Below are 26,336 nucleotides of genomic sequence, written 5' to 3' on the forward strand. Positions count from 1 at the left end.
ATCAAATACTAATCTTAGAAACTTCACCACTATTGAATAGGTGGTGATTTTTTTTGTCATCAATGACGATCAAAGCTCCTGAATCATCGACGTCAACTGCTTGACCAACAACTATTTGTTTACCATTAACAACTTCAACACGATGTCCGAAAGTAGAACAGAGTAAACGAAATTGGGGAATGATCTGTTGATTTCCTGATAAAAGTTCTAAAAATAAATTAATTACCTCAGCTATGAAGAAATTACGGTTAAATTTTTCAGATTGTGAGATGTTGCTGGCGATTCCGATTAATTCATCTGGGAATTGTTTAACGTTGATATTTACTCCAATACCGATAATAAAAGCTGAATTGCCCTTATCATCGGAAATGTTTTCTGCCAAAATACCTCCACATTTGAGTCCGTCTATCAAAATATCATTGACCCATTTTAGAGAAAAGTTTCCACTAGAAATTATTTTTTTCAAAACAGAACAAACAGCCACTCCAGCTGCCAGAGTTAGTAAATTAGGATTTTTAACTAATCGATGTGGCAAAAGAATACTGAAGTAAACTCCAGAATTAGGAGAAAAAAAGGTTCTTTTAAATTTTCCGTAACCAGCAGACTGGGAATTAGCTACTACTAGAGAAGGGGACTCAGACGAAAAATCTGTAAAATTTTGTTTCAAAAAAGTATTAGTCGAATCAATTTTATCGAAGACCTGAATCGAAACAGGAGAGTTTAAATGAGATAAAATACTATTTTTATTTAAGGGCAACAAGAGGAACCTCCGAGTAAGTAATTAATACTATTATACAAAAAAAGACTTTCACTATTTGTTAGCAAAATAATGAAAGTCTAGCCAATATTTTTAATGCCATCAACGGCAGTCCAAGTAATGGTAGAAGTATATGTTCCAGTGGGCTCGATGCCACTTTGTTGTAATAGGATTCCGTTATCGTGACCCCAACTATCATCGATGTCGAATTGTTGCTCCGCATCTTGAGATTTGGTGCCGTTGGCAATGTTAGCGACTTTGTTGGTGATTGGGTAGATATTGCCATCTTTATCGACAAAGATTATTCCACCATTGTCCCAAGTTTGTGAACCGTTAGAAAGGGATGTTGCTTGAGCTTGCAAAGTCCAAGTAGAATTTTTGGCACGTTGATCATTAACTGTCAAAGACCAGTCCTTACTACGATGAATTACACGATTAGTTGGATATTCTTGAACAGTTTGAAAGTGACTCGTTTGAGCAGCGTTGACGATCAAATCACCGACAACATTAACTGTATAACTAATAATGTTTGACTTGTTAAAGTTCTCATCTTCGGCGTAGAAGGAAACGGTATTTTTACCTTCAGTTAAGTCTTTTGCCAAAATATTGTAACTGAAAGTGTCGGCTGAACTATCAGAATTCAAAGTTCCTAAAAGTGGTGCATCGCTTGAATCCGGTGTTTCAGAGCCATTGATGATTCGATGAATAGTAATCTTGGAATCATCAAGCGTGTCAGTTGGCTTGTAAGCTACAATACCACCTAAGTTAGTTTGGCCGGAAATTTGAATTTTTTGATTGTCTTCGCTGTTAGCTGTCAAAGTTAATGTTTTTGGTTGAACGATAGTAAATGCTGGTGACATAACGTTTTTCTGCAAGTTAGTTCCAATAAAACTAGCATGTTGACTAGCTACTGGAGTTGAAACAGTATTGTCGTCAGCTTTAGCAGTTCCAGTAAAGGTGATTTTAGCCAACTTATTAGTAGAAGAAATATCTTTACTCAAGGTTGCTTTCACATTGGTTGAATTTCCGCTGACCGAAAGATTTTGAGTCGTACCGTCAGTATAAGTGATTTGACCGCTGTTGTAAGTAATATTGGTAGGTAAATCAATGTCCGCAGCGACTGATTTCCAATCTTGTGAACCACTGAGGTATTTTAGATCGTATTCAAGCGATAATTTATCGCCATTGTTGACTTTACCAGAATCGCCAACTTCACGAGGATTGCCACTACCGTCAGCGTGAGTGATATCAAACAATTTGCAAGTAGTGTCAGCCTCAACGATTGATGGGACTGATTCGAAGACTACCAAATTAGTTTCAGTATCTGTGCCAGTTGAACCTGTGAATCCCCAATACAATTTGGTCAATCCGTTTAAATGCATCTTAGATAAATCAATATTGACGTTTTTTTCAATGTCGGCTTCTTTGGGAGCACCATCTAGAGTTTCATCATTGAATTTGTAAGTAATCATGGGTTTACCAGTATCAGTCATTGATTCCGGTGTCCAAGTGATGGTTAGATGATGCCATTGTTGATCAGTTAAAATGTTTCTTTGTCCATTGATTTTAAAAGTAGGATCATAGTGAATCAATTCAGGATAATCATTTTGCGAATCAAAGGTATATGAGCTTGAATCGCCGGGGTAACTATAAGCAATGTGATTAATTTCAGTTGGGTCAGGAAATGCGTTTAAGGGTACATCGTAGTAACTGTCGATGCTATTGTCGCCATTAAACTTAGTATCGAATTCAAGAGCCCAACTCTTTTGGATAGCTGAACTAGCTAATTCTGCAACCGTCGTTCTAAGAGGCACACCCCAAACACCCATTGTTTCACCACCGACAGGAGTATTGGTAATTAATTGATGATTGAAGGCATCAGCTCCTTGTCCTTGTAAAACAAAGGCCATTCCGTCACCATAACTACCATTGCTACGACCACCACCAAAAAGTAACCACATGGACATGGTTTGTTTTTTGTTGATATCGATATAATTTTGATTGGCTTTATCAGAAGCATTGAGGTTAGACCAGACAGCCCCGAAGCTACTTGTTCTACCTGCTTCGGTGATTTCAATAACATTACGACTAGTGAAATTGCTACCTGAATTTGGCGCTAACAATTTAGCATTATTAGTGCCGTTGTTTAAATTAGCAATATCAAACCATTGACTGACATCTGATAATCCATTAGGAACGTGATCATCATCACTTAAAAGCTGGTATAGGGAAGCATTTTGCGATAGTCCTGAATATTGAGAAATTGCTCGTACATCATTTAAATTAAACGCCAAAAAAGTCCCAAAACTAAGAATTATTAATGAGAGTAAATAAACTAATTTTTTGATAATAATCCCCCCAAAAAGGATATAATCACAATTGTGTTAATCTGATTAAACAGATTTTCACACTCATATTAGTATAAACATGTTAATAATTCCATATAAATGCTTATATTTTCTAAATAAAAAATCGATTGGATTTTTATTTAGAACTATTAAACTTGATTTGTATCAATGATGATGTGTGATAAATAAAGTAATATGGGTAATTGATTTAAAGTACAAATATTTTATTTCTCTTTAATATCTAAAACCGTTCCAGAAATCTTGACGAAAATCTGGACGACGACCATGGTGTCCGTGGTGACCTTGTGGCATACATTGGTTGAAAGGTGAGTGGTGACGCATATGTTCACGCATCTCATGGCGCATATGTTCCATATCTTCTGGAGTCATCTTGTCACGCATGTCCATCATTTGTTCACGCATATTAAGCATGGCTTGGTAACGGTCAGTTGGATCGACAAACTTTTCTGAATTTTGTTTGAAATCATCGTCCCAGCCCTCAGAAATTTTCTTGAGATAATCACTGAAATTAACCTTTTCTTCATCGTTTAAACCGGCTAGAAAAGCTTCACTGTAGGTTTCGTTCTTGAGTGAAGCATTGTCTTCAGCCTTTTGGCGCCCTACATCTGTTAAATAAATCAATTTACTGCGTTTGTCATGTTCATCTTCTTTACGAATGATATCGCCGTTGTTTTCCATCTTTTTCATCAATTCGGCGATTGAACTAGGACTTAGATCTAAGATTTCGCGTAAGTAGTTTTGAGTTAAACCATCTCCTAATTTTAAAACTGCTAGAACTCTTTGTTGTCCTGTAAGCTTTTGTTTCTTTTGGCTCATATAGAAGTTAGCGGCCTCACTGATAAAGCGTAATTGTTTCATTAAATCATCTGTTAATTTACTCATAATTAAATTCCTCGTTTCATTTTTATTTAGTTCGGTACCGAACTTGATTACATGAATCAGTATAATTCGGTACCGAACTAAATGTCAACATTTTTCTTTTAAAAATTAAATTATTGACTCTAAAGAATAAAAGAGTATCATCTTATTAGTAAAAATTACTATTTAGGGAGAAATAAATGGCTAAAAAATCAAAAATCATTAAAAATCAAAAACAACAAGAACTTATCCAAAGATATGCAGCAGTACGACAAGAATTAAAAGCAAAAGGTGATTACATTGGTTTATCGAAATTACCTCGTAATTCCAGTCCAGTGCGTCTGAAGAATCGTGATGCAATTGACGGTCGTCCACACGCATATATGCGTAAGTTTGGAATGTCCCGTTTGAACTTTAGAAAGCTTGCTCACGCCGGTCAAATTCCTGGTGTAAAGAAGGCTAGTTGGTAAGGAGTTATTATGGAAAAGATGAATGTAGCAACGGCTTATCGTAATTTAAAAAGTCCTAATTTAAAGACTAAGAAAAGAGCTTTACGAGCTATCAAAGATAGTAAAAGGAAATCTGTGAAATAATTAACAGTCTAAATGAAAACGTTTTCTTTCTCTGATATAATTAACTTGTGTGTAATTAATAATATGGGGAAAGAGGGGACATATCATGGCTGGTACGAAGAAGAAAAAACATAGTTTTCCGTCTGCGTATACTGTTATCGTTATTGTTCTAATTTTGGTTCAAGCTTTGACGTTCTTTATTCCTTCGGGAAAGTACAGTACCTTGGAATACAATTCAGGTTTGGACAAGTTTGTTATTACTGAGGCTTCAGGAAAGACAATCAAGAAGCCAGCAACACAGAAAACATTGGATAATTATAAGATTAAAATCAATGTTTCCAAGTTTAAGGATGGTACAATCTATCGTCCTGCGGCAATTCCAAATACTTACCACCAAATCAAAAAGCCTAAACGTGGTGTCTTTGGAACTATCAATCAATTTTTAACCTCACAAGTTCAAGGTATCGTTGATAGTGTTGATATCATCGTCTTCGTTTTGATTCTTGGTGGAGTTATCGGAGTCGTCAATGCCACTGGAGCGATGGATTCAGGGATGATGCGACTTTCCGAGAAATTAAAGGGAAAACAAAAGTGGTTGATCGTAATTGTTACTTCGCTGATTGGTCTAGGTGGTACGACTTTTGGTATGGCTGAAGAAACAATTGCTTTCTATCCAATTCTGATTCCAATTTTCCTACTGGCTGGGTACGATACATTAACGGCAGTAGCGGCAGTTTACTTAGGTACAGCAATCGGTTCAATGAGTTCGACAATCAATCCGTTCTCAACTGTTATTGCTTCTAATGCTGCCGGAATCAATTTTACCGATGGTCTGCCAATGAGAGCTTTGATGTGGGTCTGTGCCATTGGAATTTCAATTATTTATACGATTAGATATGCTGAAAAGGTTAGAAAAGATCCATCGAAATCATTAGTTGCTGATCAAGCTCAAGAAGATAAAGACCGTTTCTTAGGTGATTTGGATTTATCCGAAAAGAGTGACTTCACAACTCGTCAAAAATTATCATTGATTATCTTTGCCTTAGGCTTCGTCGTAATGATTTATGGTGTTCAACAATTAGGTTGGTACTTCACCGAAATTGCGGTTGTTTTCCTAGCTGTAACTTACTTGTTGATTTTTACGGCTGGTCTCAAAGAGTCCAAGTTTGTCGATAGTTTCGTTTCTGGAGCTGGAGACTTATTGGGAGTTGCCTTGACAGTTGGTTTAGCTAGATCAGTTGGTATCGTTATGGAAAATAGTTATGTCAGCGATACGATCATGAATTACTTCAGCAACAAAATCAGTGGTATGAACAGCGTGTTATTCATCTGCGTTCTGTTCTTCGTTTACATCGTTTTAGGATTCTTCATTCAATCATCTTCAGGTTTGGCGGTACTTTCTATGCCAATCATGGCTCCTTTAGCCGATGTTGTGGGAATCGATCGTGCTTTGATCATCAATGCCTATAACTGGGGACAAGGATTGATTGGTTTGATTGCACCAACGGGATTAATTTTAGTATCGTTATCAATGGTTAAAGTTGGTTTCGATAAGTGGATTAAATTCGTTACGAAATTGCTGATTATGATAGTTGTTTTGATTTTAGTATTCTTAAGTGTAGGTGTTTTACTATAAAAAAAGTCGTTGGTGAATTTATCATCAACGACTTTTTTACTGCATCTCTTTATTAAAGAAGACTTTTCGTTATAATTAGAGTAACAATTTTGCTTGGAGGAAAAATATGTCAGATTATCGAATTGAAGAAGATACTTTAGGAGCTGTCAAAATTCCCAAGGATGCACTTTGGGGAGCACAAACACAGCGTAGTCGCAATAACTTTTCCACAGGAAATAAGATGCCTTTAGAAATTATCAAGGCTTTGTTACAAATCAAAAGAGCCGCCGCAATTGCTAATAAAGAAGTTAGAGCAATCGATGCTAGTAAAGCAGATTTGATAGTAGAATCGATTGATCAATTGTTAAAACTTGATGATATTAGTTTACGTAAGGATTTCCCATTGGTGGTTTATCAAACGGGTTCTGGTACGCAAACGAATATGAATGTGAATGAAGTCGTTAGTCATGTTGCTCAAAACATCAATCCTCAATTAGAAATTTTGCCAAACGATGATGTTAACCACGGACAAAGTTCCAATGATATTTTTCCTACAGCAATGAATATTACTGCAGCTATGGCAGTAGAAAAATTAATAAAATCTCTAAAACATTTGATAGAAGAACTGCAAACTAAGCAAGCTAAATATTGGCGTGTAGTCAAGATTGGCCGGACTCATTTGCAAGATGCAACACCGTTAACTTTTGGACAAGAAGTCAGTGGTTGGGTTTCAATGCTGCAACATGATTTAGATTATTTGCAAACACTCAAGAAAACTCTCGGTGAATTGGCAATCGGTGGAACGGCCGTGGGAACTGGTTTGAATGCTGCCCCTGGATTTGCTGAAAAAATTGCTGAAGAAATGAGTAGCGTTTATAATTTTAAATTTACCGCTGATACGAACAAATTCTTTGGTTTAGCAGCACATTCTGGGTTAAACGTCGTCCATGGAGCAATCAAAACTTTGGCTAGTGATTTATTGAAGATTGCTAACGATGTTAGATTCCTAGCCAGCGGTCCACGTTCTGGTTATGGTGAATTAAATATTCCCGCCAATGAACCTGGTTCTTCAATCATGCCAGGTAAAGTTAATCCTACTCAGGCTGAGGCTATCACAATGGCAGCGATTAGAGTTATGGGTAATGATGTCACAATCGATTTGGCTGCCAGTCAAGGTAACTTTGAAATGAACGTTTACAAGCCAGTTCTAATCAGTACTTTTTTAGAATCTGCTGAATTGTTGACTGGAACGATGACCGGTTTTGCAGATAAAATGATTGCTGGTCTGACAGTCAATGAAACTCGCATGGAAGAATTAGTCGACCAATCATTGATGACAGTTACCGCTCTATCGCCACATATTGGCTATCATCACAGTGCTGAAATTGCTCAACTAGCTCAAAGAGAAGGAACGACTTTACGAGAGGCTGCTATTAAGTCTAAATTAGTTACAGCCGAACAATTTGATCAATGGGTCGTGCCAATTGATATGACAAATATTGAGGAGAAAAAAGATGGCGAATAAGTTTGTTTTTAAACCAAATAAGATTGAGGAATTAAAAGATAGTTATGATGTCATAATCGTCGGTTCTGGTGGAGCTGGTTTGACGAGTGCTATCCAAGCTTATGAATTAGGACTTTCACCAGTGATTTTAGAAAAAATGGACAAAATTGGTGGCAATACTAATCGGGCTTCTTCGGGGATGAATGCTGCCGAGACTTTTGTCCAATTGAACCACCATATCGTTGATAGCTTTCAAGAATTTTATGACGAAACTTTTATCGGTGGTGGTAAACAAAATAACCCTGAACTTTTGAAATTCTTCACAGAACATGGAGCTCTAGCAATTGACTGGTTGGATCAACACGGACTCAAATTAGATGATTTGACGATCACTGGTGGAATGAAAACGATGAGAACTCATCGCCCCAGTAGTTTAATGCCAATTGGTGGCTATTTAGTTACTGAATTGTTGAAATATGTTGAAAAATATCAAATTCCTCTGTTTGATAATGTTAAAGTGACTGATATCTTATCTGAAAATGGTCAAATCACTGGAATCAAAGCTGAATCAGACCGTGAAATTGAAATTAAGACTTCAGCGGTAATCTTGGCAACAGGTGGTTTTGGAGCTGGCAAAGACCTCTTAGCACAGTATCGTTCTGACTTGCTTAACCTTAGAACGACTAATCAACCGGGAGCTACTGGAGATGGAATCAAACTAGCTCAAAAATTGGGTGCTCAATTAGTTGATATGGAACAAGTTCAAGTTCATCCAACTGTTCAACAAGATACTCCTCATGCATATTTGATTGGTGAAGCTGTTCGTGGTGAAGGGGCCATTTTAGTTAATGATAATGGAACTCGTTTCGTCAATGAATTGGACACTAGAAAAAATGTCACCCAAGCTATCGATGATTTGGGTGGAACAGGAGCCTACTTGATTTTTGATACTGATATTCGTAAGCGAGTCAAAGCTATTGAATTTTATGATCATGTTGGTTTAGTAAAGACTGGTCAAACTTTGGCCGATTTAGCCGCTGAAATCAAAGTGGGTGCGAATAAATTGGAAGAAACTGTATCTAAATGGAATCAAGCAGTAAAAAATCAACAAGACACAGAATTTAATCGCAGTACAGGTATGGAACGTGATATTTCAGACGGACCATTCTTTGCAATCCATATTGCGCCTGCCGTTCACTATACGATGGGCGGCTTGAAGATCAATGATAAAACTCAAGTATTGGATACGGATAATAAAGTTATTAATGGCTTGTATGCGGCTGGCGAAATTGCTGGTGGTTTGCATGGTAATAATCGAATCGGTGGTAATTCAATCGCTGAAACAGTGGTCTTTGGTAGACAAGCTGGACAACAAGTTTATAAATATCTCCACTAAAAAAAGCTGACCAAAAACGGTCGGCTTTTTTAGACTAATTTAGTAAGATCAAGTGGTGTTTCTAGGTGATAATCAACTTTTGCAAATTCAGGATTCTCTTCAGTACCCCAACTAGCTAGACCAAATTCGATGCCAGCATTTTTGGTACATTGGAAGTCATAAATTGAATCACCAACATACATAGTCTCTTGAGGTGATAAGTTTAAGATTTCCATAGCTTTTAAGATAGGATCGGGATTTGGCTTGTGTAATTTAGTCTTGGAAGCGGTAATGAAGATGTCGAAGTATTTATCAATATCAAAATTATCTTTAACGACTTGCATTTCAGCATCAGTTCTTGAAGTAACGATGCCAAGTTTGATGTTTCGTTGACGTAATTGTTCTAAGGCTTGTTCGATACTGTCAAAAACTGTGGCATAGTGGAACATAGCATGGTCATTTTCATTCCAGTCGGCTAATAACTTCTGGCTCTCGGTTTCTGAATGCACGTATTTTTCGACCGCTTTAGTACCAGGTATTCCCAAGACATAGAAGAGTTCTTCAGCTGTAGGCGTAATGCCATAAGTGTCAGATAGCGTCTTTTGAAAAGATTTGATAATCGTTTTTTCAGTATCAATCAAAGTTCCGTCAACATCGAATAGAATTGTACTTTTCATAATAGAATCCTCCTAAATGTAAATCATCTGTGTTTTAGATTTAATTAGTTTGTTCTCAAGCTTTTGGGGCAATTCACCATTCGTAATAATATAATCAATTTGGTTTAGTTTGAGAGCTTTGAAATTGTGTTGAACATTCACTTTGCTATGATCCAGCAAAAGAACGACTTTTTTTGATCGTTTACGAATTTTCGCCTTATAATCAAGATCGTCTTCATAGGCATAATAAACCCCTTGTTCGTCGATTCCGACACAGCTGAGAAAAGCATAGTCGAATAAATAATTTTCCATATCAAGACAAGGTTTAGTTCCGATAATGCAACGCTTTTCGGGGTCTAAATTGCCGCCTAAGATTCGTGATTTGCAGGGAGCAAAGCGAATTAATTGATCAGCAATATCCAAGGAATTAGTTACGGAAAATAAATCTTTTTTAGTAATATATCTCGACAAAAAACTAACTGTTGTAGAAACATCTAAATAAATTTGATTAGCTTGATTGGCAAAGACAGCGGCTTTTTTAGCTAATTTTTGTTTGTCAGTAACGTGTTGATCATTCCGTTTTAAGTAGTTATCGAGTTTTTTAAAAGTGTTGGGTAAACTAATACCGCCATAACTTCGTTCAACTAAATCATTATCAGTTAATTTGACGATATCACGACGAGCAGTGTCCCTAGATGTATTGGTTAAATCGATGATTTCTTTGAGAGACAGGGAGTGTTTTTCTTGCAGAGTTTGCATAATTAGTTCTAATCGTTCTTTTTGCATATGTTTACCACCCTAAAAAAATAAGTTACTATAAGTGTATAACTTATAGTAACTTATCTTAACTTAAAATACAATGCTAAGCTTCTTGATCACTTGATTGCATTTTGTCGTTGTAACCAAAGAGGTAAGTGAGAATAAATGCTGCACCAAAAGCAATCAAATGAGAGACGATGTAGGCAGTGAAGTTAGAATCAATTCCACCTTTAGGATTGATGAATGAAGGGAAACCAATCAAACTTCCAGTAAATCCATAAATTACTAAGTTCATTCCACCGGCCACAGCACCACCGATGGCGTTGCCGATCATTGTCATGTAGAAGACTTTTTTGTATTTTAGAAGGATTCCATAAAGCGATGGTTCAGAGATTCCACAAAGAGCAGAAACACCCGCTGAATATCCGAGAGCTTCAAATTTCTTTTTCTTAGTCTTGATAGCTACGGCAAAGACAGCACCAGCGATCCCCATAGCAGTGATTGAAGTCAGAGCACAGATAACACTTTGCCCGTTGACAGCTAAGTCATTAATAACGATAGGAATCAATGGCCAATGTAGTCCAAAGACGACCAGAATTGGATAGAATGCTCCGTAAATTGCTCCACCGATAATACCGTTGAAAGCTAACAATCCTGAAATACCATCAGCTAGACCTTTACTCAAAACAGTAATGATTGGGGCAACTGCTAATAGTAAAACAAAAGATAGAATAATAATTTCAATAATAGGAACGAAGATACCTTGAATCATCTCAGGAATAACTTTTTTAAGGTATTTTTCAACATATTTACCTAACCAAGCTGCTACGATAATAGGGAAGACGGATCCAGAATAATTCATGATTTTAACAGCGAAGTCACCGAATAATCCAATTTCAGGAATTTTATTACTAGCAATACCAATAATGTTGGGGTGAATTAGAAAGGCACCGATAACAGCCATAGCGATAGGGTCAGAACCGAGTTTTTTGGCAGCGGTAAAACCTAAGATAACCGGCAAGAAGTAAAAAATCGTATCGGCCATTGTATTGATCAATAAGTAGATTCCGGCTTTGTCACTTAAAACTCCAGCACTGACTAAACCGGCTAAGATACCTTTGGTGATACCAGAACCAGCTAAAACACCGATAATTGGCATCATTGAAGCAGTTAAGACACCAATAAATTCGTCATAACCATGTTTTAATTTGGCGCCAAATCCTGGTTCTTCAACGTTTTCTACAACAGTTTTTTCAGGAGTTGAATCTTCAGTATTGAGCCTTGGTAATACGTCTAAAATGGCGTTAAAAACATCAGTTACTTTGTTACCAATAACAACTTGATACTGGCCTTGAGCTTTCATAACTTTAATAGTGACATCCATATCTTCTAAGGCTTTAGTATCAGCTTTTGACTCATCTTTTAAAGTGAAGCGAAGTCTAGTCATGCAGTGAATTAAAGTGTTGATATTTTCATCGCCGCCGACATGTTTGATAATTTGTTTTGCATCAGCTGTATAGTCCATAATTTTTCTCCTTTAACATAGTCTTTCTTCGGGCAAATAATCGATTGGCAACCAACTTAAAATATCTTCTAAAAATTTGTCCCAATAATACCAGTCGTGTTTACCATTAGTGAAGTTAGCATCAACTTGAATGCCAATTTGTGACAACTCGTCAATGAATTTTTGATTATCATGATAAAGAAAATCTTGTTTTCCACACCAATCAAATAATTTAGGAACCTCTTCAGTACAAGCAAGTTTTTGTTTGGCTAAATGGATCAAATCATCTTGAGAACCATCGAAATCATCTTGATTGAAAACGCCGTTCCAATAATTTTGAGGACGAAAACTCTCTAGGATCTCATTGTGACCGCTGGGATAAAAGGCTCCAGATAAAGCAGCAGCATAACTGAATTGGTTAGTGGAAAGGGCTATTTTGTAGGCTCCATATCCACCCATTGAAGCTCCCATAATGAAATTTTTTTCTCGTTTGCTGGAGATTTGTGGGAAAAATTCATGTATAACTTTCGGCAATTCTTCAGCAATGTCAGTGTAGTAGTCCAAGCCGTAATTAGTATTGGCATACCAACTTAAATCGGCGTTGGGCATAACGACAGCAACGGCGGTATTTTTTAGCAGTCGTTCGAGACGAGTTTTACGTAACCAAGAAGTGTTGTCGTCACTCATACCATGGAGTAAATAAATTACAGGTAAATCATTTAAAAGATTTTTGTCCCAAGTAGTGTCGTTGGTCGTTTGGGGTAATAAGACATCCATTTGGCAATCTTTGAGTAGGGCATTGGAAAAATAATTGATTTTTAAATGTGCCATTTTTTGCTCCTTTGCTTTTTTGCTATTTAAATGAATCTCATTGACAAGACTTATTGTATACGCTTACAATTTAACTAATCAGTTTATATTTGTTTAAATAACTACCATTTTTTGTCTAGGAGTGAAAAATATGGCTACACCAATGGAGATACTGGAATTTGATTATGTGAATCCCGTTAAATGTATTTATCATCGGCCAATTGGAAAAAAATACGTCGTCCCACATTGGCATGAGGCAATCGAAATCACCTATGTTGTTAAAGGAAATCCAGGAACTATGTTCATTGAGGATCAGACGTATCAACTGGAACAAGGGGATGTCTATGTTATTAATTCTCGTTTGATTCATGGATTCGACACTCAGATTACTAAAAATCAAAAAATAATTACTTTGCTGATCAATTATGATTGGCTACGTCATTGTTTGCCTAAGACGGTTCGCAACAAGAGCTTTGATTTAATTAAGCAACCAAAAAAAGACAGCCAAATGGCTGCCTTCAGGGAGTTAGTAGGTTTAATAAATAATATTAAGGATTATCAATGTCTTGATATTAGTGAGGATAATCATTTGCATCAATTGTCAATGTCGGTAGAACTGATCAGTATATTAGTAAAAAATTTTACCGTCGATCAAAAGCTGCAACATCAAATACCACCAATAATTGCTCAAGTGATTGAAGACTTTCACCAACAATATCAAAACGAAATTCAATTGTCAGATATGGCTAAAAATTATAATTATAGTTATGCTTATTTTTCAAAATTATTTAAACGTTATTTAGGTATCTCACCTAAAAAATATTTGACCTTATTGCGAGTTCAAAAAGCGGCAGAAATGATTGAAACTAGTGATGATAAGTTGGGCGAGGTAGCTTTACAAACTGGTTTTCCGGATGAAAAGAGCTTTTATGCTGCTTTCAAGGCTAGGTATCACCAAACTCCTTTGGAGTACCGTAAGAAATTGCAAAGTATCACCTAAATTAAAACGCCACTGGCACCTTTAGTATCAACAGATAATAAATGAGTTTTCCAATTTGGGAAACTCTTTTTTGTTTCGTCGATAATTTTTTGAGCATCGTTGAGGTTAGAAGCAATTGCCATTAAGGTCGAACCACTACCACTGATGTAAAGAACGCCACCATCCTTTTCACAGATGGACTTAACAGCTGAATAGTCGGGAATCAATTTGCTACGGAAGGGTTCGTGCATCTTATCGATAATCGCTTGACGAATCAGTTGTAAATCGCCAGTTTCTAAAGCTTTAGAGAGGGCTACGGCATGTCCAACTTGGTAACTGACTGTTTGATAGTCCATCGATTTGGGAAGAACTTGGCGAGCTTTTTTGGTACTAAGTTGGTAATCGGGAACTAAAGCTACAAAGAATAAATCTGAGGAAACTTTAAAAGCTACATTTTGGATATTTTCTAGGCTGTCAGTAAAGGAAACATTTAGATTTCCTAAGATAGCGGGAGCAACATTGTCGGGATGACCTTCCATTTCAGTTGCCAAAGTTAAGATTTCTTTTTTGTTCAGTGGAGAGTCAAACCATAAGTTGGCCCCCATCAAGCCACCAACGATGCAAACAGCTGAACTGCCCAATCCACGAGAAACAGGAACGTGATTGTCGATAGTGATTTTTACGTTGGGGACTGGTTGATTGAGAAAATGGCAACCGCGAACGAAAGCTTGATAAGTCAAATTTTGTTCATTTTGAAATTGTTCATCGCAACCATTTATGATCAATTTTTGGGAGCTTTGTTCAAAATCAATCGTCGAATAGAGTGAAACTGCCAAACCCATGCAATCGAAGCCGACACCTAGATTGGCACTTGTAGCGGGGACTTTAATTCTTATCATAAAAATTAGCCTCGACTTTCTGTTGGATGTAATCTTCCATTTTGTCTTTATCGATCACATCATCATGCAATACTGGTAAATTCCAAACTTCAGCAAGATTCTTAGGTATTGGTAAATTGGTCTTTTCGTTAATAGCTTGCATAGCATCGAAGTCATCGTCAATTTTTCGTTCGAGAATGGCTTCCGCAACTACGTGGGTGAACTTATAAGGACTAGCAGTGCTAAGCAGGATCATTGGTGTTTTGGAGTCGTTTTCTTGATAATCACGCATGACCTTGTAACCGACTGCAGTGTGGGGATCCATTAAATAGTTGTCTTGTTCATAAACTTGTTTGATAGATTGTTTGATTTCTTCATCAGTGCTATATCCACAGTAAAAGTCTTTTTGAATTTCAGCCAAAACTTCAGGTTTAACTTGATATTTACCAGAATTTTCCAATTGTTCCATTAATTGTTTAATGTATTGTGTATCTTCACCACTCTTGTAATAAAGCAGTCTTTCAAAATTACTAGAAATTTGAATATCCATACTTGGAGCAAAAGTCTTTAGGAACGGACGATTGCGGTCATAAATACCAGTTTGGAAAAATTTTGTTAAGACATTATTTTCATTGCTAGCAACGATAAATTTTTTGACGGGGAGTCCCATTTGTTTAGCGTAATAGCCAGCTAAGACGTCACCGAAGTTACCAGTTGGAACAGTGAAATTAACTTGATCTCCTAATTTGATTTGACCTTTTTTTATTAGTTGTATATATGAAGCAAAATAATAAACGACTTGCGGGATCAGACGACCAATATTGATAGAATTGGCACTTGAGAGACTGATGTTCTTGCCTAATTTCTGTTTGAAAGCTTGGTCATTAAAAATTTTTTTGACATTACTTTGAGCATCGTCGAAATTTCCTTTAATAGCTGTGATTTCTGTGTTATTGCCATTAGTAGTTTGCATTTGTAATTGTTGAATCTTGCTGACGCCGTCATATGGATAGAAGACTGTGATACCCATTTTTTCGAGGTTTTTAAAACCTTCAAGGGCGGCCTTACCAGTATCGCCACTTGTAGCCGTTAAAATCATGACTCTTTGTTCTGGTGTTAAAACTTGCTTCATTAATTGTGGCAACATTTGTAGACCAATATCCTTGAAAGCACTCGTTGGCCCGTGAAATAGTTCCAAAACATTAAAATCATCGACTTGTTTAATAGGAGTTATAAGGGAGGTGTCAAAGCTATGATTATAGGTATTCTTAATGCATTCTTCAATTTGTATTTCTGAAAAGTCAGGTAATAATTTCATCAAAATATTTTTGGCGATTTCTTGATAATTTTTATGTACCAATTGACTTAATTCTACTTTTAATTTGGATAGTTCTGGATAGACGAAGAGCCCACCATCATCAGAGAATCCCTTTCTAATTGCTGCTTTGGCAGGTAGTTGCACCTGATTGTCTCGTGTACTTGTATAATTTTTATTCATAATCATAACTCCTTGCTTTTCGATTATCTATATAGTAGACTGTTCATAAATTAAAAACAAGTGTTTATTACTTATAGACACAAATAAAAGAAAACAGGAGGTTAAACCTATGAAAATTGCAATCTTAGGATTTGGTACAGTAGGAAAAGGCGTATATGAAATAGTTAAGAAGGCCAATATGCAAACCCAAAACCTCTCTGTAAGTCACATTTTGATTAGGAAAAACAAAAATAAGACAATGTCAGAAATGACAGATGAAATGTCTGACATATTAAATGATAAGGACGTTGATGTTGTTGTCGAAGTAATGGGAGGAATCGAGCCCGCTCATGAATACATTTTAGCGGCCTTGAATCATGGAAAGAACGTAATTACAGCCAATAAAGCCGTCGTAGCTATTTATTTGAAAGAATTTACCGAAGCAGCCGAAAGAAATCATGTGAAATTTTACTTTGAAGCTTCCGTTGGTGGTGGTATTCCTTGGATTCAAGGATTGGAGAAGGCTTTACGAATCGACAATGTTAATTCAATTTCTGGTATCTTCAATGGTACAAGCAACTTTATTCTTGATCAGATGAGTAAAAAAGGCCAATCATTTATTGAAGTACTTAAAGAAGCTCAAAAATTAGGCTATGCTGAGGCTGATCCAAGTGCTGATATTGATGGTTACGATATTGCCAACAAATTGTGTATCAGTGCCGATATCGCCTACGATATTGATATTAAAAATCATCAAAAACTACCTATTTTTGGAATTAGAAATATTACTTGCGAAGATGTGAAGTATTTCCAAAAACGTGGTTTAGCGGTTAAATTGATTGGCCGTTCACATCAAAAAGATAACAAATTCGATTATGTGGTTGAGCCAGCACTCTTTTTGGATCAAACACTAGAAGCTAATACTCCTGATAATTACAATTTGATTTCTTTAAATGGGGAGACAATTGGTAAGCTCGACTTTTTCGGCCAAGGAGCTGGAATGTTGCCAACTGCTAATGCAATCGTGCAAGATATTTTGGATGTTAAAGAAAGAAAAAGTCATTTGAAACGCGATTTTGATAAAAGAATGGAATATTGTCCCGATTTAACTAAAGGTGATTATCTCTTGCGTACAAAAGTTGATGTCAGTGATTTATTTAAAGACTATCAAGTTTCAAAAGAAAGTTCATATCTGGCTGTTCATCAGATCCCCGTTGGAATGATGCACAAATTAATGAAATTGATTTTGCAAAAAGATAAGAGAGCCTTTATGGTCAGCCTTCCAGATCAGGAGGTTGCCTAATGAAAGTTGCAAAATTTGGTGGAAGTTCAGTTGCTGATGCTAATCAGTTCAAAAAAGTTAAACAAATTATTGAGTCAGATTCTGATAGACAAATAGTTGTCGTCAGTGCCGCAGGTAAAAGTGCTAGTGAAAAAATTAAAGTTACTGATCTTTTAATAGAAATGGAACAAGCTATTAAAGATGGTACTGATTTTTCAAAATTATTCTTAAAGATTAGTTCGCGTATTTTAAAAATTAGAGATGACTTGGGTCTAAAACTTGATATTGAAGCAGATTTAAGTGAGATTGCTAAGCATTTAAATGGTTGTTCACATGATTATTTGATTTCTCGTGGCGAATTTTTGACAGGTAAGATGATGGCTGAATTCTTAGGTTATTATTTCGTCGATGCTAAAGATATTTTGATTTTTGATGGTGATAATTTAGATTACGAACTATCTCGTAAAAAACTATTAACAATTTTACAAAAACATCAAAATATTTTAGTTCCTGGGTTTTATGGCAGCAATGAAGATGGTTCGATTCATCTAATGCCTAGGGGTGGCAGTGATATTACTGGGGCTATTTTGGCTAATTTAGTCGATGCTCAATTGTATGAAAACTGGACTGATGTGTCAGGAATTTTGATGGCAGATCCTCGAATCGTTGATCATTCAAAGAAAATCGACGTTTTAACTTATGAAGAATTACAAGAGTTGTCATACATGGGTGTCGGTGTTTTTCAAGAAGAAGCTGTGCGTCCAGTACGTCAAAAAAATATTCCGACAGAGATTCTCAATACTAATTGTCCTAGTGCAGGTGGAACTTTAGTCGTCGCAAAAGAAAAGCATTTGAATAATAATATCGTGACAGGGATTGCCGGAAAAAAAGATTATATAGTTATTACTATAAAAAAATATCGTTTGAGCAAACACCTAGAAGTATTACAAAAAGTATTAGCTGTTTTTCAACGACAACATATTTCAATTGATTCAACTCCTTCAGGAAATGATGGTTTCAGCTTTTTGTGTCAACGTGGTGATATCGGTAATAAATTAAAATTGATTATTCAAGAACTGAAATCTGATTGTGGTGTTGATACTGTTAACGTGCGTGAAAATATTGCTTTAGTAGCAGCCGTATCATTGAAGTTAAGTAGTCGTCCGGCTATTGCGGGAAGGATTCTTAATTATTTAGATGAAAGTTTAATTAAAGTGAAATTTGTCTTTCAAGATGGCAGCGATATTAAAGTAGTTTTTGGTGTTAACAATGAAGATTACGAGAAAACAATTGAAAAAATTTATCATGAATCAATTAATTCCATTGCTCAAAAAATTTCCGCATAGAAAAAGCTCTTAAGGTCTGATTGGCCTTAAGAGCTTTTTTTAATGATTTTGAGTTGAATAAGTGATTGAATTAGCTAGAAATTCTTTATCGTCAGGATCTGCTCCAACTCGTTTGTCACTATCTAATTTTTTGATTTGTTCCATTTCTTCGGGTGTTAAATCAAAATGATAATCGAAAAGATCGATATTTTCTTTGATGCGATTTTCATGAGTTGACTTAGGAATAATTATTTCACCACGTTGGATGTGCCAGCGTAAGACTACTTGTGCGGGTGTCTTGTGATGATTTTCAGCAATCTTTTTAATTACTGGGTTATCAATGACCTTGTTTAAGCCGCCACCTAATGGACTCCATGATTCATGGGCAATATGTTTTTCTTGTAAATATTCGTGAAGATCAGTTTCTTGAAAATAAGGATGCGTTTCAATTTGGTCAACCATAGGAGCAATTGTAGCTTTTTCCATTAATTGTTCGATGTGATGAGCTTTGAAGTTGGAAACTCCGATGGCTCTAACTTTACCTTGTTTGTAAAGATCTTCCATTGCACGCCAATTTTCTTCAAAACCTTCAGCTGGCCAATGAATCAAATAAAGATCTAGATAATCTAAGCCCAATTTTTGTAAAGAACTGTTGAATTGAGCAATTGTTGCATCGTATCCTCTGACATCATTCCAGATTTTAGTAGTAATGAATAAATATTTTCTGTCGATATCACTATCCTTGATAGCTTGGCCTACAGCTGCTTCATTATCATAAAAACTAGCGGTATCGATGTGACGGTAGCCACTTTCAATAGCCCATTTGACGCTATTTAAAACTTCAGCGTCTGACATTCTAAACACACCTAAACCCACTTGGGGAATCATTACACCATTGCTTAATTCAATATAAGGAATATTTGTTGCCATAAATTTACCTCCTATTTTTTTCAATTTAATTATAGCCCATTTATTTGTATAAAAAATGTATAAAGAATGTAAATGTTATATTTGATTATTTTACAGAAAATATATTTTTATTTTACATTCGTTTGTTACTCTTATGTTGCTCGAAAAAAACAAACAGAAAGTTGGGATTTATCTATGAAAAAAGGGCGATTATTAACCGCTATTTTAGGGGTGTTTTTATTACTCACAGGGGTATTAGCCGGATGTTCATCTAACAGCTCAGCATCACAAAAAACTGGTAGTAAGGATAGTAAGGAAATTACGGTTGTGTTCTATCCAAATGAATCAGCAAAGAACTTTACTGCATCACGTAAGGCTTTGCAAGATGAATTGCATAAAGCTACGGGTAAGAAGATAAACTTACAGACAACAACTGATTACAACGTAGCAATTTCAGCGATTGCTTCAGGGAAAGCACAATTTGGTTTCATGGGTGCTGATGGGTATATTCAAGCTCATGCTCAAAACAAAAAAGTTGTTCCTTTCCTAGTTCAATCAGGTACAGACGGTACAAAGAAGAGTGCAAGTTATCGTTCATATTTAATGGTACCAAAGGAAAAAGCTGATCAATATAAGAAAGATGGCAAATATAGTATTGATAATATCAAAGGCAAGAAGATTTCATTTGTTTCAGCTAGTTCAACATCAGGCTTTGCCGTACCAACAGACGAAATTGCTAAGCATTTCAAATTAAAGAACAAAGATGAATTATCAGAAGGTGGCAAGTTCTTCAGTAAAGTATTATATGGAACAACTCATCCAGGTTCAGCTATCAACTTATTAAAGGGTGACGCTGACGTCGCTGCATTTGATGATGGTGATTTATTACCATTTTTGAAGGTTACAGATGGTAGTTATGATAAGGTTGGTTCAACATTTACAGTTCGTGACGATGCCAAGGCTCCATTTGCTGAATTCAAGGGTAAGCAATTAGTTAATTTATCAGTTCTACCAGTTCAAAATGGGCCTTTCGTAGTTAATTCAGGCGCATTGAGCAAGAAAGATATTGATGCAATTACAAAATGCTTTACATCAAAAGAATTCTTAAATAATAAAGCACTATTCTCTGATGGAAAGAGTAATACACCAACAATCTGGCAAAAGAAGAGTGATAAACAAGTTCTTCTAAAAGTTGATGATGACTGGTACAAACCTACACATGAACTAGTTGGTAAATAAGAGAGGGATTTTATGTTAGAGGTTAAGAATTTACAAAAGAGTTACGAGAAAGACAAGCCAGCTTTGACAGATATTTCCTTTAATATCAAACCAGGGACTTTTGTTGCAATTATTGGCCCATCTGGTGCTGGTAAAACTACAATTTTAAGAAGCTTAAATCAATTGATCAAAGATGATGATGGACAAATCATATTAGATGGCAAAGATATTCGTACTGCAAATAAAGAACAGTTGCGAAAATTTCGTCGTCAAATTGGAATGGTTTTCCAAAATTACAATTTGGTTGAAAGATTAACTGTTATTGAAAATGTTTTACATGGTCGTTTAGGTTATAAGTCAACTTTGGCGGGTGTTTTTGGTAAATATACTCAAGAGGAAAAAGAAGAAGCAATGTCTCTACTAAAGAAAGTTGGTTTAGAGAATTTTGCTTTAAAGAGATGTTCCGAATTGAGTGGTGGTCAAAAACAACGTGTTGGGATTGCCAGATCATTGATTCAACATCCAAAGGTTATTCTCTGTGATGAACCGATTGCTTCTCTGGATCCGGCCTCTGCACAAAATGTCATGGAATTACTTAAGAGATTGACTGATGAGTACAACTTAATTTGTATAGCCAATTTGCACCAGATAAATATGGCAAAAAAATATGCTGATCAAATTATTGGCATTAGAAAAGGACATCTAGTCTTTGATGAAGATGCTGATTTATTATCAGAAGATATTTTGAGGACTCTTTATGATCAAGATATTACAAAGGAGCTTGAATAATGCAATCTCCTACAAATTTTTTAAAACACAAAGGATGGCATCAAACAGCGATTATCGCAATTATTGGCGGTATTTATGTATTCGCTAGTTGGATTTTAAGCTTTGATAATTTAGCCGGTTTTACAGCAATTCCTAGAGCTTTTGCTTGGTTGGGAGTTAACTTCAAACCAACGTCTAGTTCAATGGAATTTTTACCTAAGATTTGGCAAAAATTAATCCAAACTGTTTTATTAGCTATTTCATCAACCGTAGTAGCATCTGCTATTTCTATCTTCATAGCTTTATTGGGTTCCAAAGTTACAGGAATTAATGGAACGGTTCAGACAATTGTGAGAGGGATTGCTTCTTTCTTTAGAAATATTCCATTAGTAGCTTGGTCGATGATTCTTTTGTTTTCATTTAAACAAAGTGATTTTACTGGTTTTCTAGCATTGTTATTGTTATCAATCGGTTATTTGATCCGTGCCTTCATGGAAATTATTGAAGACGAGGCTAGTGAAACAATGTTGGCTTTAAAAGCTACTGGTGCAAGCTACTTTCAAGTTATCTTTCAAGCAGTTTTGCCACAAATTTTACCAAGTATTTTAAGTTGGATTCTTTACACGATTGAAAACAATGTTCGTGATGCGACTTTAGTTGGTATTTTGACGGGTACAGGAATTGGTTTTATCTTTGATGTTTACTTTAAGAGTTTCCGCTACGATGCTGCAGGAATGACAGTTTTGGCAATTATTATTGTTGTTATTGCTTTAGAAACTATTTCCAACCAAATTAGGAGGGTGATTTTATGATTAATGCAGACGAACAAATTATTCAACAACCTAATCCACCGAAATCTCCTGAGATCAAGTTGCACGAGAATAGTTTATCAAGAACAATGATTGTGGTTGTTTTTGCTAGTTTAGTAGTCATTACTGGCTATACATTGATGCATTTAGATGCAGCGGGCATTCAATTGAACACTGCCTTTAAAGAATTAGCTACAAATCTTCAACAAATGTTTTTACAGCCTAGTGCTGGAACTGATGGCTTTATGCCTCTACTGCAAGCTTTGGCTGGTAGTGTTTTACTTTCGATTTTAACAACGATTATTGGTGCTGTTTTTGGATTCTTCTTTGCAGTTTTGGCATCTAAGAATTTAACTAACGCATACTTAGGAGCTGGGATACGAGTAGTTATGGCGGTTGTGCGAGCAATTCCAACTATTATCTGGGCTTTGATCTTTTCTATTATTTGTGGATTGGGTACTACAGCTGCAGTCTTGGGCCTGAGTTTTCACAGTGTGGCTTATTTAACTAAGGCGTACTCAGAGAGTATCGAGGGAATTGACAAATCGACAATTGAATCATTAAAAGTAACCGGAGCAAAATTTTGGGTCGTTGTCTTCCAAGCAATCTGGCCTACAATTATTGCCTCATTCGTTTCATGGACGTTCATTCGTCTAGAAATCAATTTTGCTAATGCGATTGCTGTTGGTGCCGCTGCTGGTGCTGGTGGAATTGGTTATCAGCTGTTTGTCGCTAGTGGGATGAGTTTTGACTTCCATGAAACAGGATTGATCGTTTATCTAGTTATTTTTGTAACGTTTGTACTTGAGTTTATAGCGGTTAAAATTCGTCAAATGTATTTGAACCGTTAATTAGGGAGAAAATTTTATGATTGAAGCAGTTATATTTGATTGGGCGGGAACAACCGTTGACTATGGTAGTTTGGCACCTGTTATTGCCTTTAAAAAAGCCTTTAAAAATGCAGGGATTTCATTAACCGATGATGAAATTCGTCGTGATATGGGGATGGCTAAATGGGACCATATCGGAAAGATATTGGAACTAGAAGATGTCAAACAACAATGGGAAAAAACATATTCTAAATTACCAACGGATAATGATCGTAAGAAAATTTACAAAGATTTTCAACAATCATTATTACGTTATTTGAGAGAAGACACGGAACTAAAAGAAGGTGTTTTGAAAACTTTCAATTATTTGAAAGAATATGGTATCAAAGTTGCTACAACAACAGGATATACTGCCGAGATGATGAAAATAGTTCAAGAAAAAGCTGCTGATAGTGGCTATACTCCTGAATTAGTAGTGACTTCAGAGAATGTTGACGGAGCTGGCAGACCATCTCCAGCAATGATTCAATTTATCATGCAAAAATTTAATATCAGTGATCCTAAAAAAATTATCAAGGTCGGGGATACTTTGGTAGATATTAAAGAAGGTCAAAATGCTGGTGTCAAAACAGTTGGGATAGTTGAAGGAAGCAGTTTGATGGGATTAACACAGATTGAATTTGATGAATTGAATAACGAAGAACAAATTGCTAAACGTAACGAAGTTAAACGCAAATTTGAATCAGTGAATGCTGATTTTGTAATTGATAGCATTTTGGATTTAGTCCAAATTGTGGAATATTTAAATGAATCGATGGATAAAAAATGGTAGAAAAAAAATATTTACTCTTAACTCCAGGACCTTTAACAACAAGCGAAGAAGTAAAGCAAGCAATGGATTTTGATTACTGTACTTGGGACGATGATTATAAGAAAATCACTCAATCATTTCGCCATTCGCTTTTAGAAGTTGCTCAAGTAAATGATAAGGATTATACAGCGGTTCCTATTCAAGGTAGTGGAACCTACGGTGTTGAATCAGTGATTGGTTCTACGATCTCAGATGATGATACTTTGCTAATTGCTATGAATGGTGCCTATGGAAAACGTATTGGGGAAATGGCCGATATATATGGTATTAATCATGTCGATTTAGTTGTTGATGAAAGACAGCCAATAACTTTAGAAGCAGTTACAAAATGTTTGGATGCTAACCCTGATGTGACACATTTTGCAATGATCCACTGTGAAACTACAACAGGAATTTTGAATCCAATTGAAGATATTATTCCTTATGTTAGTGGTAGAGGCATTACAACGATTGTAGACGCCATGAGTAGTTTTGGTGGTATTCCAATTGATGTTAAAGCTAATAAGATTGATTATTTAATTAGTAGTTCCAATAAATGTATTCAAGGCGTCCCAGGATTTTCATTCGTGATTGCCAGAAAAGAAGCTTTGGAAAAAGCTAAAGGAATGGCAAGAACTTTATCTTTGGACCTTTATGGGCAATATATCGAAATGGAACGTAACAACGGTAAATGGAGATTTACTTCACCGACTCATGTTGTTCATGCTTTCTATGAAGCTCTTAAAGAACTAAAAGAAGAAGGTGGCGTACAAGCTCGTCATCAACGTTATGAAAATAATCAAAAGCATCTTGCTAAAGGAATGGAAGAACTTGGATTTAAAGTTTTGATCGATGAAAAATTCCAATCACCAATCATTACGTCTTTCATTTATCCAACTGAAGATTTTGATTTTCATGAATTCTATCAACAATTAAAATCAGACGGATTTGTGATTTATCCAGGTAAAATATCACAAGTTCCTACATTTAGAATTGGTAACATCGGTGAAGTTTATGATGAGGATATTACAAAATTACTTCTAGCAATTAAAGAAATCACTGAATAAAAAAGGACTTGGCGAAAGCCAAGCCTTTTTTTATTCGATTGAAGTGTTTACTTTAAAAATATTTTCAGAATATCTTAGATATAGCATTTTGTTACATTCCCACCAAGCAGCCGAAAGAAGAATGCTACCAATCACATCGGTAGGAAAATGTCCGTGAAGATAGACTCTTGAAATAGCAACTAGAATTAGCCAAACAATCAAAATAGTTTTATAGATCCAATTAAAAGTTTGATTTTTTAAATGCGGTAGAATAAATAAAAATATTGCCATGACTACTAGACTAGTGCCAAAAACATGACCACTGGGAAAACTATAGCCAGTAGCAGGGATGATTTTTCCGGTAGGACGGTTTCGTTTAACGGTGATTTTGACTAGAAATGAAATAATGTTGCCAGATATTAGGACGAATCCAAGCCACAAAGCACTTTTCTTACGCTTGATGATCCATAAGAAAATCATAATAGCTATTAGGTAAAATACATCCATAATAGGTTTACCCAAAAAAGTTATCAATTCAAAGATTTTGTTGTTATTGGCGTTTGTGATATTAACTAATAAGTTTTGAATTGAAGAATCGAAACTAATGGTAAATGAATTGTTGAATATAATCATTAACTCCAATAGGAAAAATGCAATGATATAACCGAGAGCAAACCATTTTCGTGAAGGATTTTTTGTGAATATCAAAATGAGCGCTCCTTTTTCTTTGAATCTTGATTGTAATATGTTTTTCATTATAATAAAAGTTTTTTGTTATAAAATTTGAAATAATTTCCCCAAATTATGATTACATGATATAATCAGTTTTACTAAAAAGGAGGCTTAAAATGCTCACATTAATGGCGGCCAGCTCAAGTAGCTCGGCACCTTTATTAATTGCTATTGGAGTGGCAATCTTAGTTATTATTTGGTTGTTTATCAAAACTGGAATTGCCTTACTTCATCATCCAATAATTGGGATTATCTTGATTCTTTTAGGGGTATTAGGATTGTGGAACTACTTAATTATTGGTATCGGGGTAATTGTAGGTGGGATAGTTTTCTTAGTCATATCACAATTCTTTAATAATTAATTTGGAGCAGGACAATTTGTCTTGCTTTTTTTAATCGGCAGATTGTAAAATATAACCGAACACTAGTGGACACAAAAACCCATAAAGGTCTT

Annotated in this window: 26 protein-coding genes; 15 read left to right on the top strand and 11 right to left on the bottom strand. The window is 35.7% G+C overall.

Annotated elements, in window-relative coordinates:
- Position 1: 1 nt before the first annotated feature.
- The 3 genes from FC88_RS08350 to FC88_RS08360 all read right to left on the bottom strand — a co-directional run bounded on the left by FC88_RS08350 (position 2) and on the right by FC88_RS08360 (position 4,008).
- Positions 2-757: a biotin--[acetyl-CoA-carboxylase] ligase gene (locus tag FC88_RS08350; RefSeq protein ID WP_162256544.1), complete on the bottom strand. Its 756-nt coding sequence runs from the start codon at positions 755-757 to the stop codon at positions 2-4.
- Between the two features lie 80 nt (positions 758-837).
- Positions 838-3,051 (bottom strand): L-type lectin family protein, encoded by a 2,214-nt coding sequence (locus FC88_RS08355; RefSeq protein WP_057814616.1) that lies wholly within the window; start codon positions 3,049-3,051, stop codon positions 838-840.
- 288 nt (positions 3,052-3,339) lie between these two features.
- A complete protein-coding gene (locus tag FC88_RS08360; RefSeq protein ID WP_057814618.1) occupies positions 3,340-4,008 on the bottom strand; it encodes a MarR family winged helix-turn-helix transcriptional regulator in 669 nt (222 codons plus the stop codon).
- A gap of 176 nt (positions 4,009-4,184) precedes the next feature.
- Here FC88_RS08360 and rpsN point away from each other — a divergent pair, with 176 nt between their 5' ends.
- From rpsN to FC88_RS08380, 5 genes are all read left to right on the top strand, one after another.
- Entirely contained in the window at positions 4,185-4,454 is a 270-nt protein-coding gene (rpsN, locus tag FC88_RS08365; protein WP_057814620.1) for a 30S ribosomal protein S14, read from the top strand.
- A 9-nt stretch (positions 4,455-4,463) separates the two neighbouring features.
- Positions 4,464-4,577: a putative metal homeostasis protein gene (locus FC88_RS13015; protein ID WP_162256545.1), complete on the top strand. Its 114-nt coding sequence runs from the start codon at positions 4,464-4,466 to the stop codon at positions 4,575-4,577.
- Between the two features lie 85 nt (positions 4,578-4,662).
- Positions 4,663-6,192: a YfcC family protein gene (locus tag FC88_RS08370; RefSeq protein WP_057814622.1), complete on the top strand. Its 1,530-nt coding sequence runs from the start codon at positions 4,663-4,665 to the stop codon at positions 6,190-6,192.
- Between the two features lie 106 nt (positions 6,193-6,298).
- Positions 6,299-7,696, top strand: a complete 1,398-nt coding sequence (locus FC88_RS08375) for a class II fumarate hydratase (protein ID WP_057814624.1) — start codon at positions 6,299-6,301, stop codon at positions 7,694-7,696.
- The gene (locus tag FC88_RS08380; RefSeq protein ID WP_057814626.1) at positions 7,686-9,071 is read left to right on the top strand and encodes a flavocytochrome c; all 1,386 of its coding nucleotides are present in this window, start codon (positions 7,686-7,688) and stop codon (positions 9,069-9,071) included. Before FC88_RS08375 ends, FC88_RS08380 begins: the two co-directional genes overlap by 11 nt.
- A gap of 29 nt (positions 9,072-9,100) precedes the next feature.
- Here the strand turns inward: FC88_RS08380 and FC88_RS08385 are convergent, their stop codons facing one another.
- The 4 genes from FC88_RS08385 to FC88_RS08400 all read right to left on the bottom strand — a co-directional run bounded on the left by FC88_RS08385 (position 9,101) and on the right by FC88_RS08400 (position 12,800).
- Positions 9,101-9,727, bottom strand: a complete 627-nt coding sequence (locus FC88_RS08385) for an HAD family hydrolase (protein WP_057814628.1) — start codon at positions 9,725-9,727, stop codon at positions 9,101-9,103.
- A 12-nt stretch (positions 9,728-9,739) separates the two neighbouring features.
- The gene (locus FC88_RS08390; RefSeq protein WP_057814630.1) at positions 9,740-10,492 is read right to left on the bottom strand and encodes a DeoR/GlpR family DNA-binding transcription regulator; all 753 of its coding nucleotides are present in this window, start codon (positions 10,490-10,492) and stop codon (positions 9,740-9,742) included.
- Positions 10,493-10,568: 76 nt separating this feature from the next.
- Positions 10,569-11,990, bottom strand: a complete 1,422-nt coding sequence (locus FC88_RS08395; RefSeq protein ID WP_057814632.1) for a PTS transporter subunit EIIC — start codon at positions 11,988-11,990, stop codon at positions 10,569-10,571.
- 12 nt (positions 11,991-12,002) lie between these two features.
- Positions 12,003-12,800: an alpha/beta hydrolase gene (locus tag FC88_RS08400; protein ID WP_057814634.1), complete on the bottom strand. Its 798-nt coding sequence runs from the start codon at positions 12,798-12,800 to the stop codon at positions 12,003-12,005.
- A 130-nt stretch (positions 12,801-12,930) separates the two neighbouring features.
- On the opposite strand from FC88_RS08400, the gene FC88_RS08405 reads away from it, so the two are divergent.
- Complete coding sequence (locus FC88_RS08405) at positions 12,931-13,779, top strand: AraC family transcriptional regulator (protein ID WP_057814636.1); 849 nt, start codon at positions 12,931-12,933, stop codon at positions 13,777-13,779.
- On the opposite strand, the gene thrB is transcribed toward FC88_RS08405, so the two are convergent.
- Together thrB and thrC are read right to left on the bottom strand one after the other, a co-directional pair.
- Positions 13,776-14,657 (bottom strand): homoserine kinase, encoded by an 882-nt coding sequence (gene thrB, locus FC88_RS08410; protein WP_057814638.1) that lies wholly within the window; start codon positions 14,655-14,657, stop codon positions 13,776-13,778. The genes FC88_RS08405 and thrB overlap by 4 nt on opposite strands.
- Positions 14,644-16,134, bottom strand: a complete 1,491-nt coding sequence (gene thrC / locus FC88_RS08415; RefSeq protein ID WP_057814640.1) for a threonine synthase — start codon at positions 16,132-16,134, stop codon at positions 14,644-14,646. The genes thrB and thrC overlap by 14 nt, the downstream gene beginning before the upstream one ends.
- A gap of 109 nt (positions 16,135-16,243) precedes the next feature.
- On the opposite strand from thrC, the gene FC88_RS08420 reads away from it, so the two are divergent.
- Together FC88_RS08420 and FC88_RS08425 are read left to right on the top strand one after the other, a co-directional pair.
- Positions 16,244-17,416, top strand: coding sequence for a homoserine dehydrogenase (locus tag FC88_RS08420; protein ID WP_057814642.1), 1,173 nt, complete (start codon positions 16,244-16,246; stop codon positions 17,414-17,416).
- Entirely contained in the window at positions 17,416-18,741 is a 1,326-nt protein-coding gene (locus FC88_RS08425) for an aspartate kinase (RefSeq protein WP_057814644.1), read from the top strand. Before FC88_RS08420 ends, FC88_RS08425 begins: the two co-directional genes overlap by 1 nt.
- A gap of 39 nt (positions 18,742-18,780) precedes the next feature.
- Here FC88_RS08425 and FC88_RS08430 read toward each other — a convergent pair whose 3' ends face one another.
- Positions 18,781-19,650: an aldo/keto reductase gene (locus tag FC88_RS08430; RefSeq protein ID WP_057814646.1), complete on the bottom strand. Its 870-nt coding sequence runs from the start codon at positions 19,648-19,650 to the stop codon at positions 18,781-18,783.
- Positions 19,651-19,824: 174 nt separating this feature from the next.
- Here FC88_RS08430 and FC88_RS08435 point away from each other — a divergent pair, with 174 nt between their 5' ends.
- The 6 genes from FC88_RS08435 to phnW are packed head-to-tail and all read left to right on the top strand — an operon-like array spanning position 19,825 to position 25,171.
- Positions 19,825-20,868 (top strand): phosphate/phosphite/phosphonate ABC transporter substrate-binding protein, encoded by a 1,044-nt coding sequence (locus tag FC88_RS08435; protein ID WP_057814648.1) that lies wholly within the window; start codon positions 19,825-19,827, stop codon positions 20,866-20,868.
- A 12-nt stretch (positions 20,869-20,880) separates the two neighbouring features.
- Positions 20,881-21,636, top strand: coding sequence for a phosphonate ABC transporter ATP-binding protein (gene phnC / locus FC88_RS08440; protein WP_057814650.1), 756 nt, complete (start codon positions 20,881-20,883; stop codon positions 21,634-21,636).
- Positions 21,636-22,427, top strand: a complete 792-nt coding sequence (locus FC88_RS08445) for a phosphate/phosphonate ABC transporter permease (RefSeq protein WP_057814652.1) — start codon at positions 21,636-21,638, stop codon at positions 22,425-22,427. Before phnC ends, FC88_RS08445 begins: the two co-directional genes overlap by 1 nt.
- Positions 22,424-23,275, top strand: a complete 852-nt coding sequence (locus tag FC88_RS08450) for a PhnE/PtxC family ABC transporter permease (protein ID WP_057814654.1) — start codon at positions 22,424-22,426, stop codon at positions 23,273-23,275. Before FC88_RS08445 ends, FC88_RS08450 begins: the two co-directional genes overlap by 4 nt.
- A 16-nt stretch (positions 23,276-23,291) precedes the next feature.
- Positions 23,292-24,086, top strand: coding sequence for a phosphonoacetaldehyde hydrolase (phnX, locus tag FC88_RS08455; protein ID WP_057814656.1), 795 nt, complete (start codon positions 23,292-23,294; stop codon positions 24,084-24,086).
- Positions 24,080-25,171, top strand: coding sequence for a 2-aminoethylphosphonate--pyruvate transaminase (phnW, locus tag FC88_RS08460; RefSeq protein ID WP_057814658.1), 1,092 nt, complete (start codon positions 24,080-24,082; stop codon positions 25,169-25,171). The genes phnX and phnW overlap by 7 nt, the downstream gene beginning before the upstream one ends.
- A gap of 30 nt (positions 25,172-25,201) precedes the next feature.
- Here the strand turns inward: phnW and FC88_RS08465 are convergent, their stop codons facing one another.
- Positions 25,202-25,858 (bottom strand): phosphatase PAP2 family protein, encoded by a 657-nt coding sequence (locus FC88_RS08465; protein WP_057814660.1) that lies wholly within the window; start codon positions 25,856-25,858, stop codon positions 25,202-25,204.
- A 140-nt stretch (positions 25,859-25,998) separates the two neighbouring features.
- Here FC88_RS08465 and FC88_RS08470 point away from each other — a divergent pair, with 140 nt between their 5' ends.
- Complete coding sequence (locus tag FC88_RS08470) at positions 25,999-26,244, top strand: hypothetical protein (RefSeq protein ID WP_010018619.1); 246 nt, start codon at positions 25,999-26,001, stop codon at positions 26,242-26,244.
- Positions 26,245-26,336: the final 92 nt, after the last annotated feature.

Source organism: Companilactobacillus futsaii JCM 17355, from assembly GCF_001435505.1.
GTDB classification, from domain to species: Bacteria; Bacillota; Bacilli; order Lactobacillales; family Lactobacillaceae; genus Companilactobacillus; species Companilactobacillus futsaii.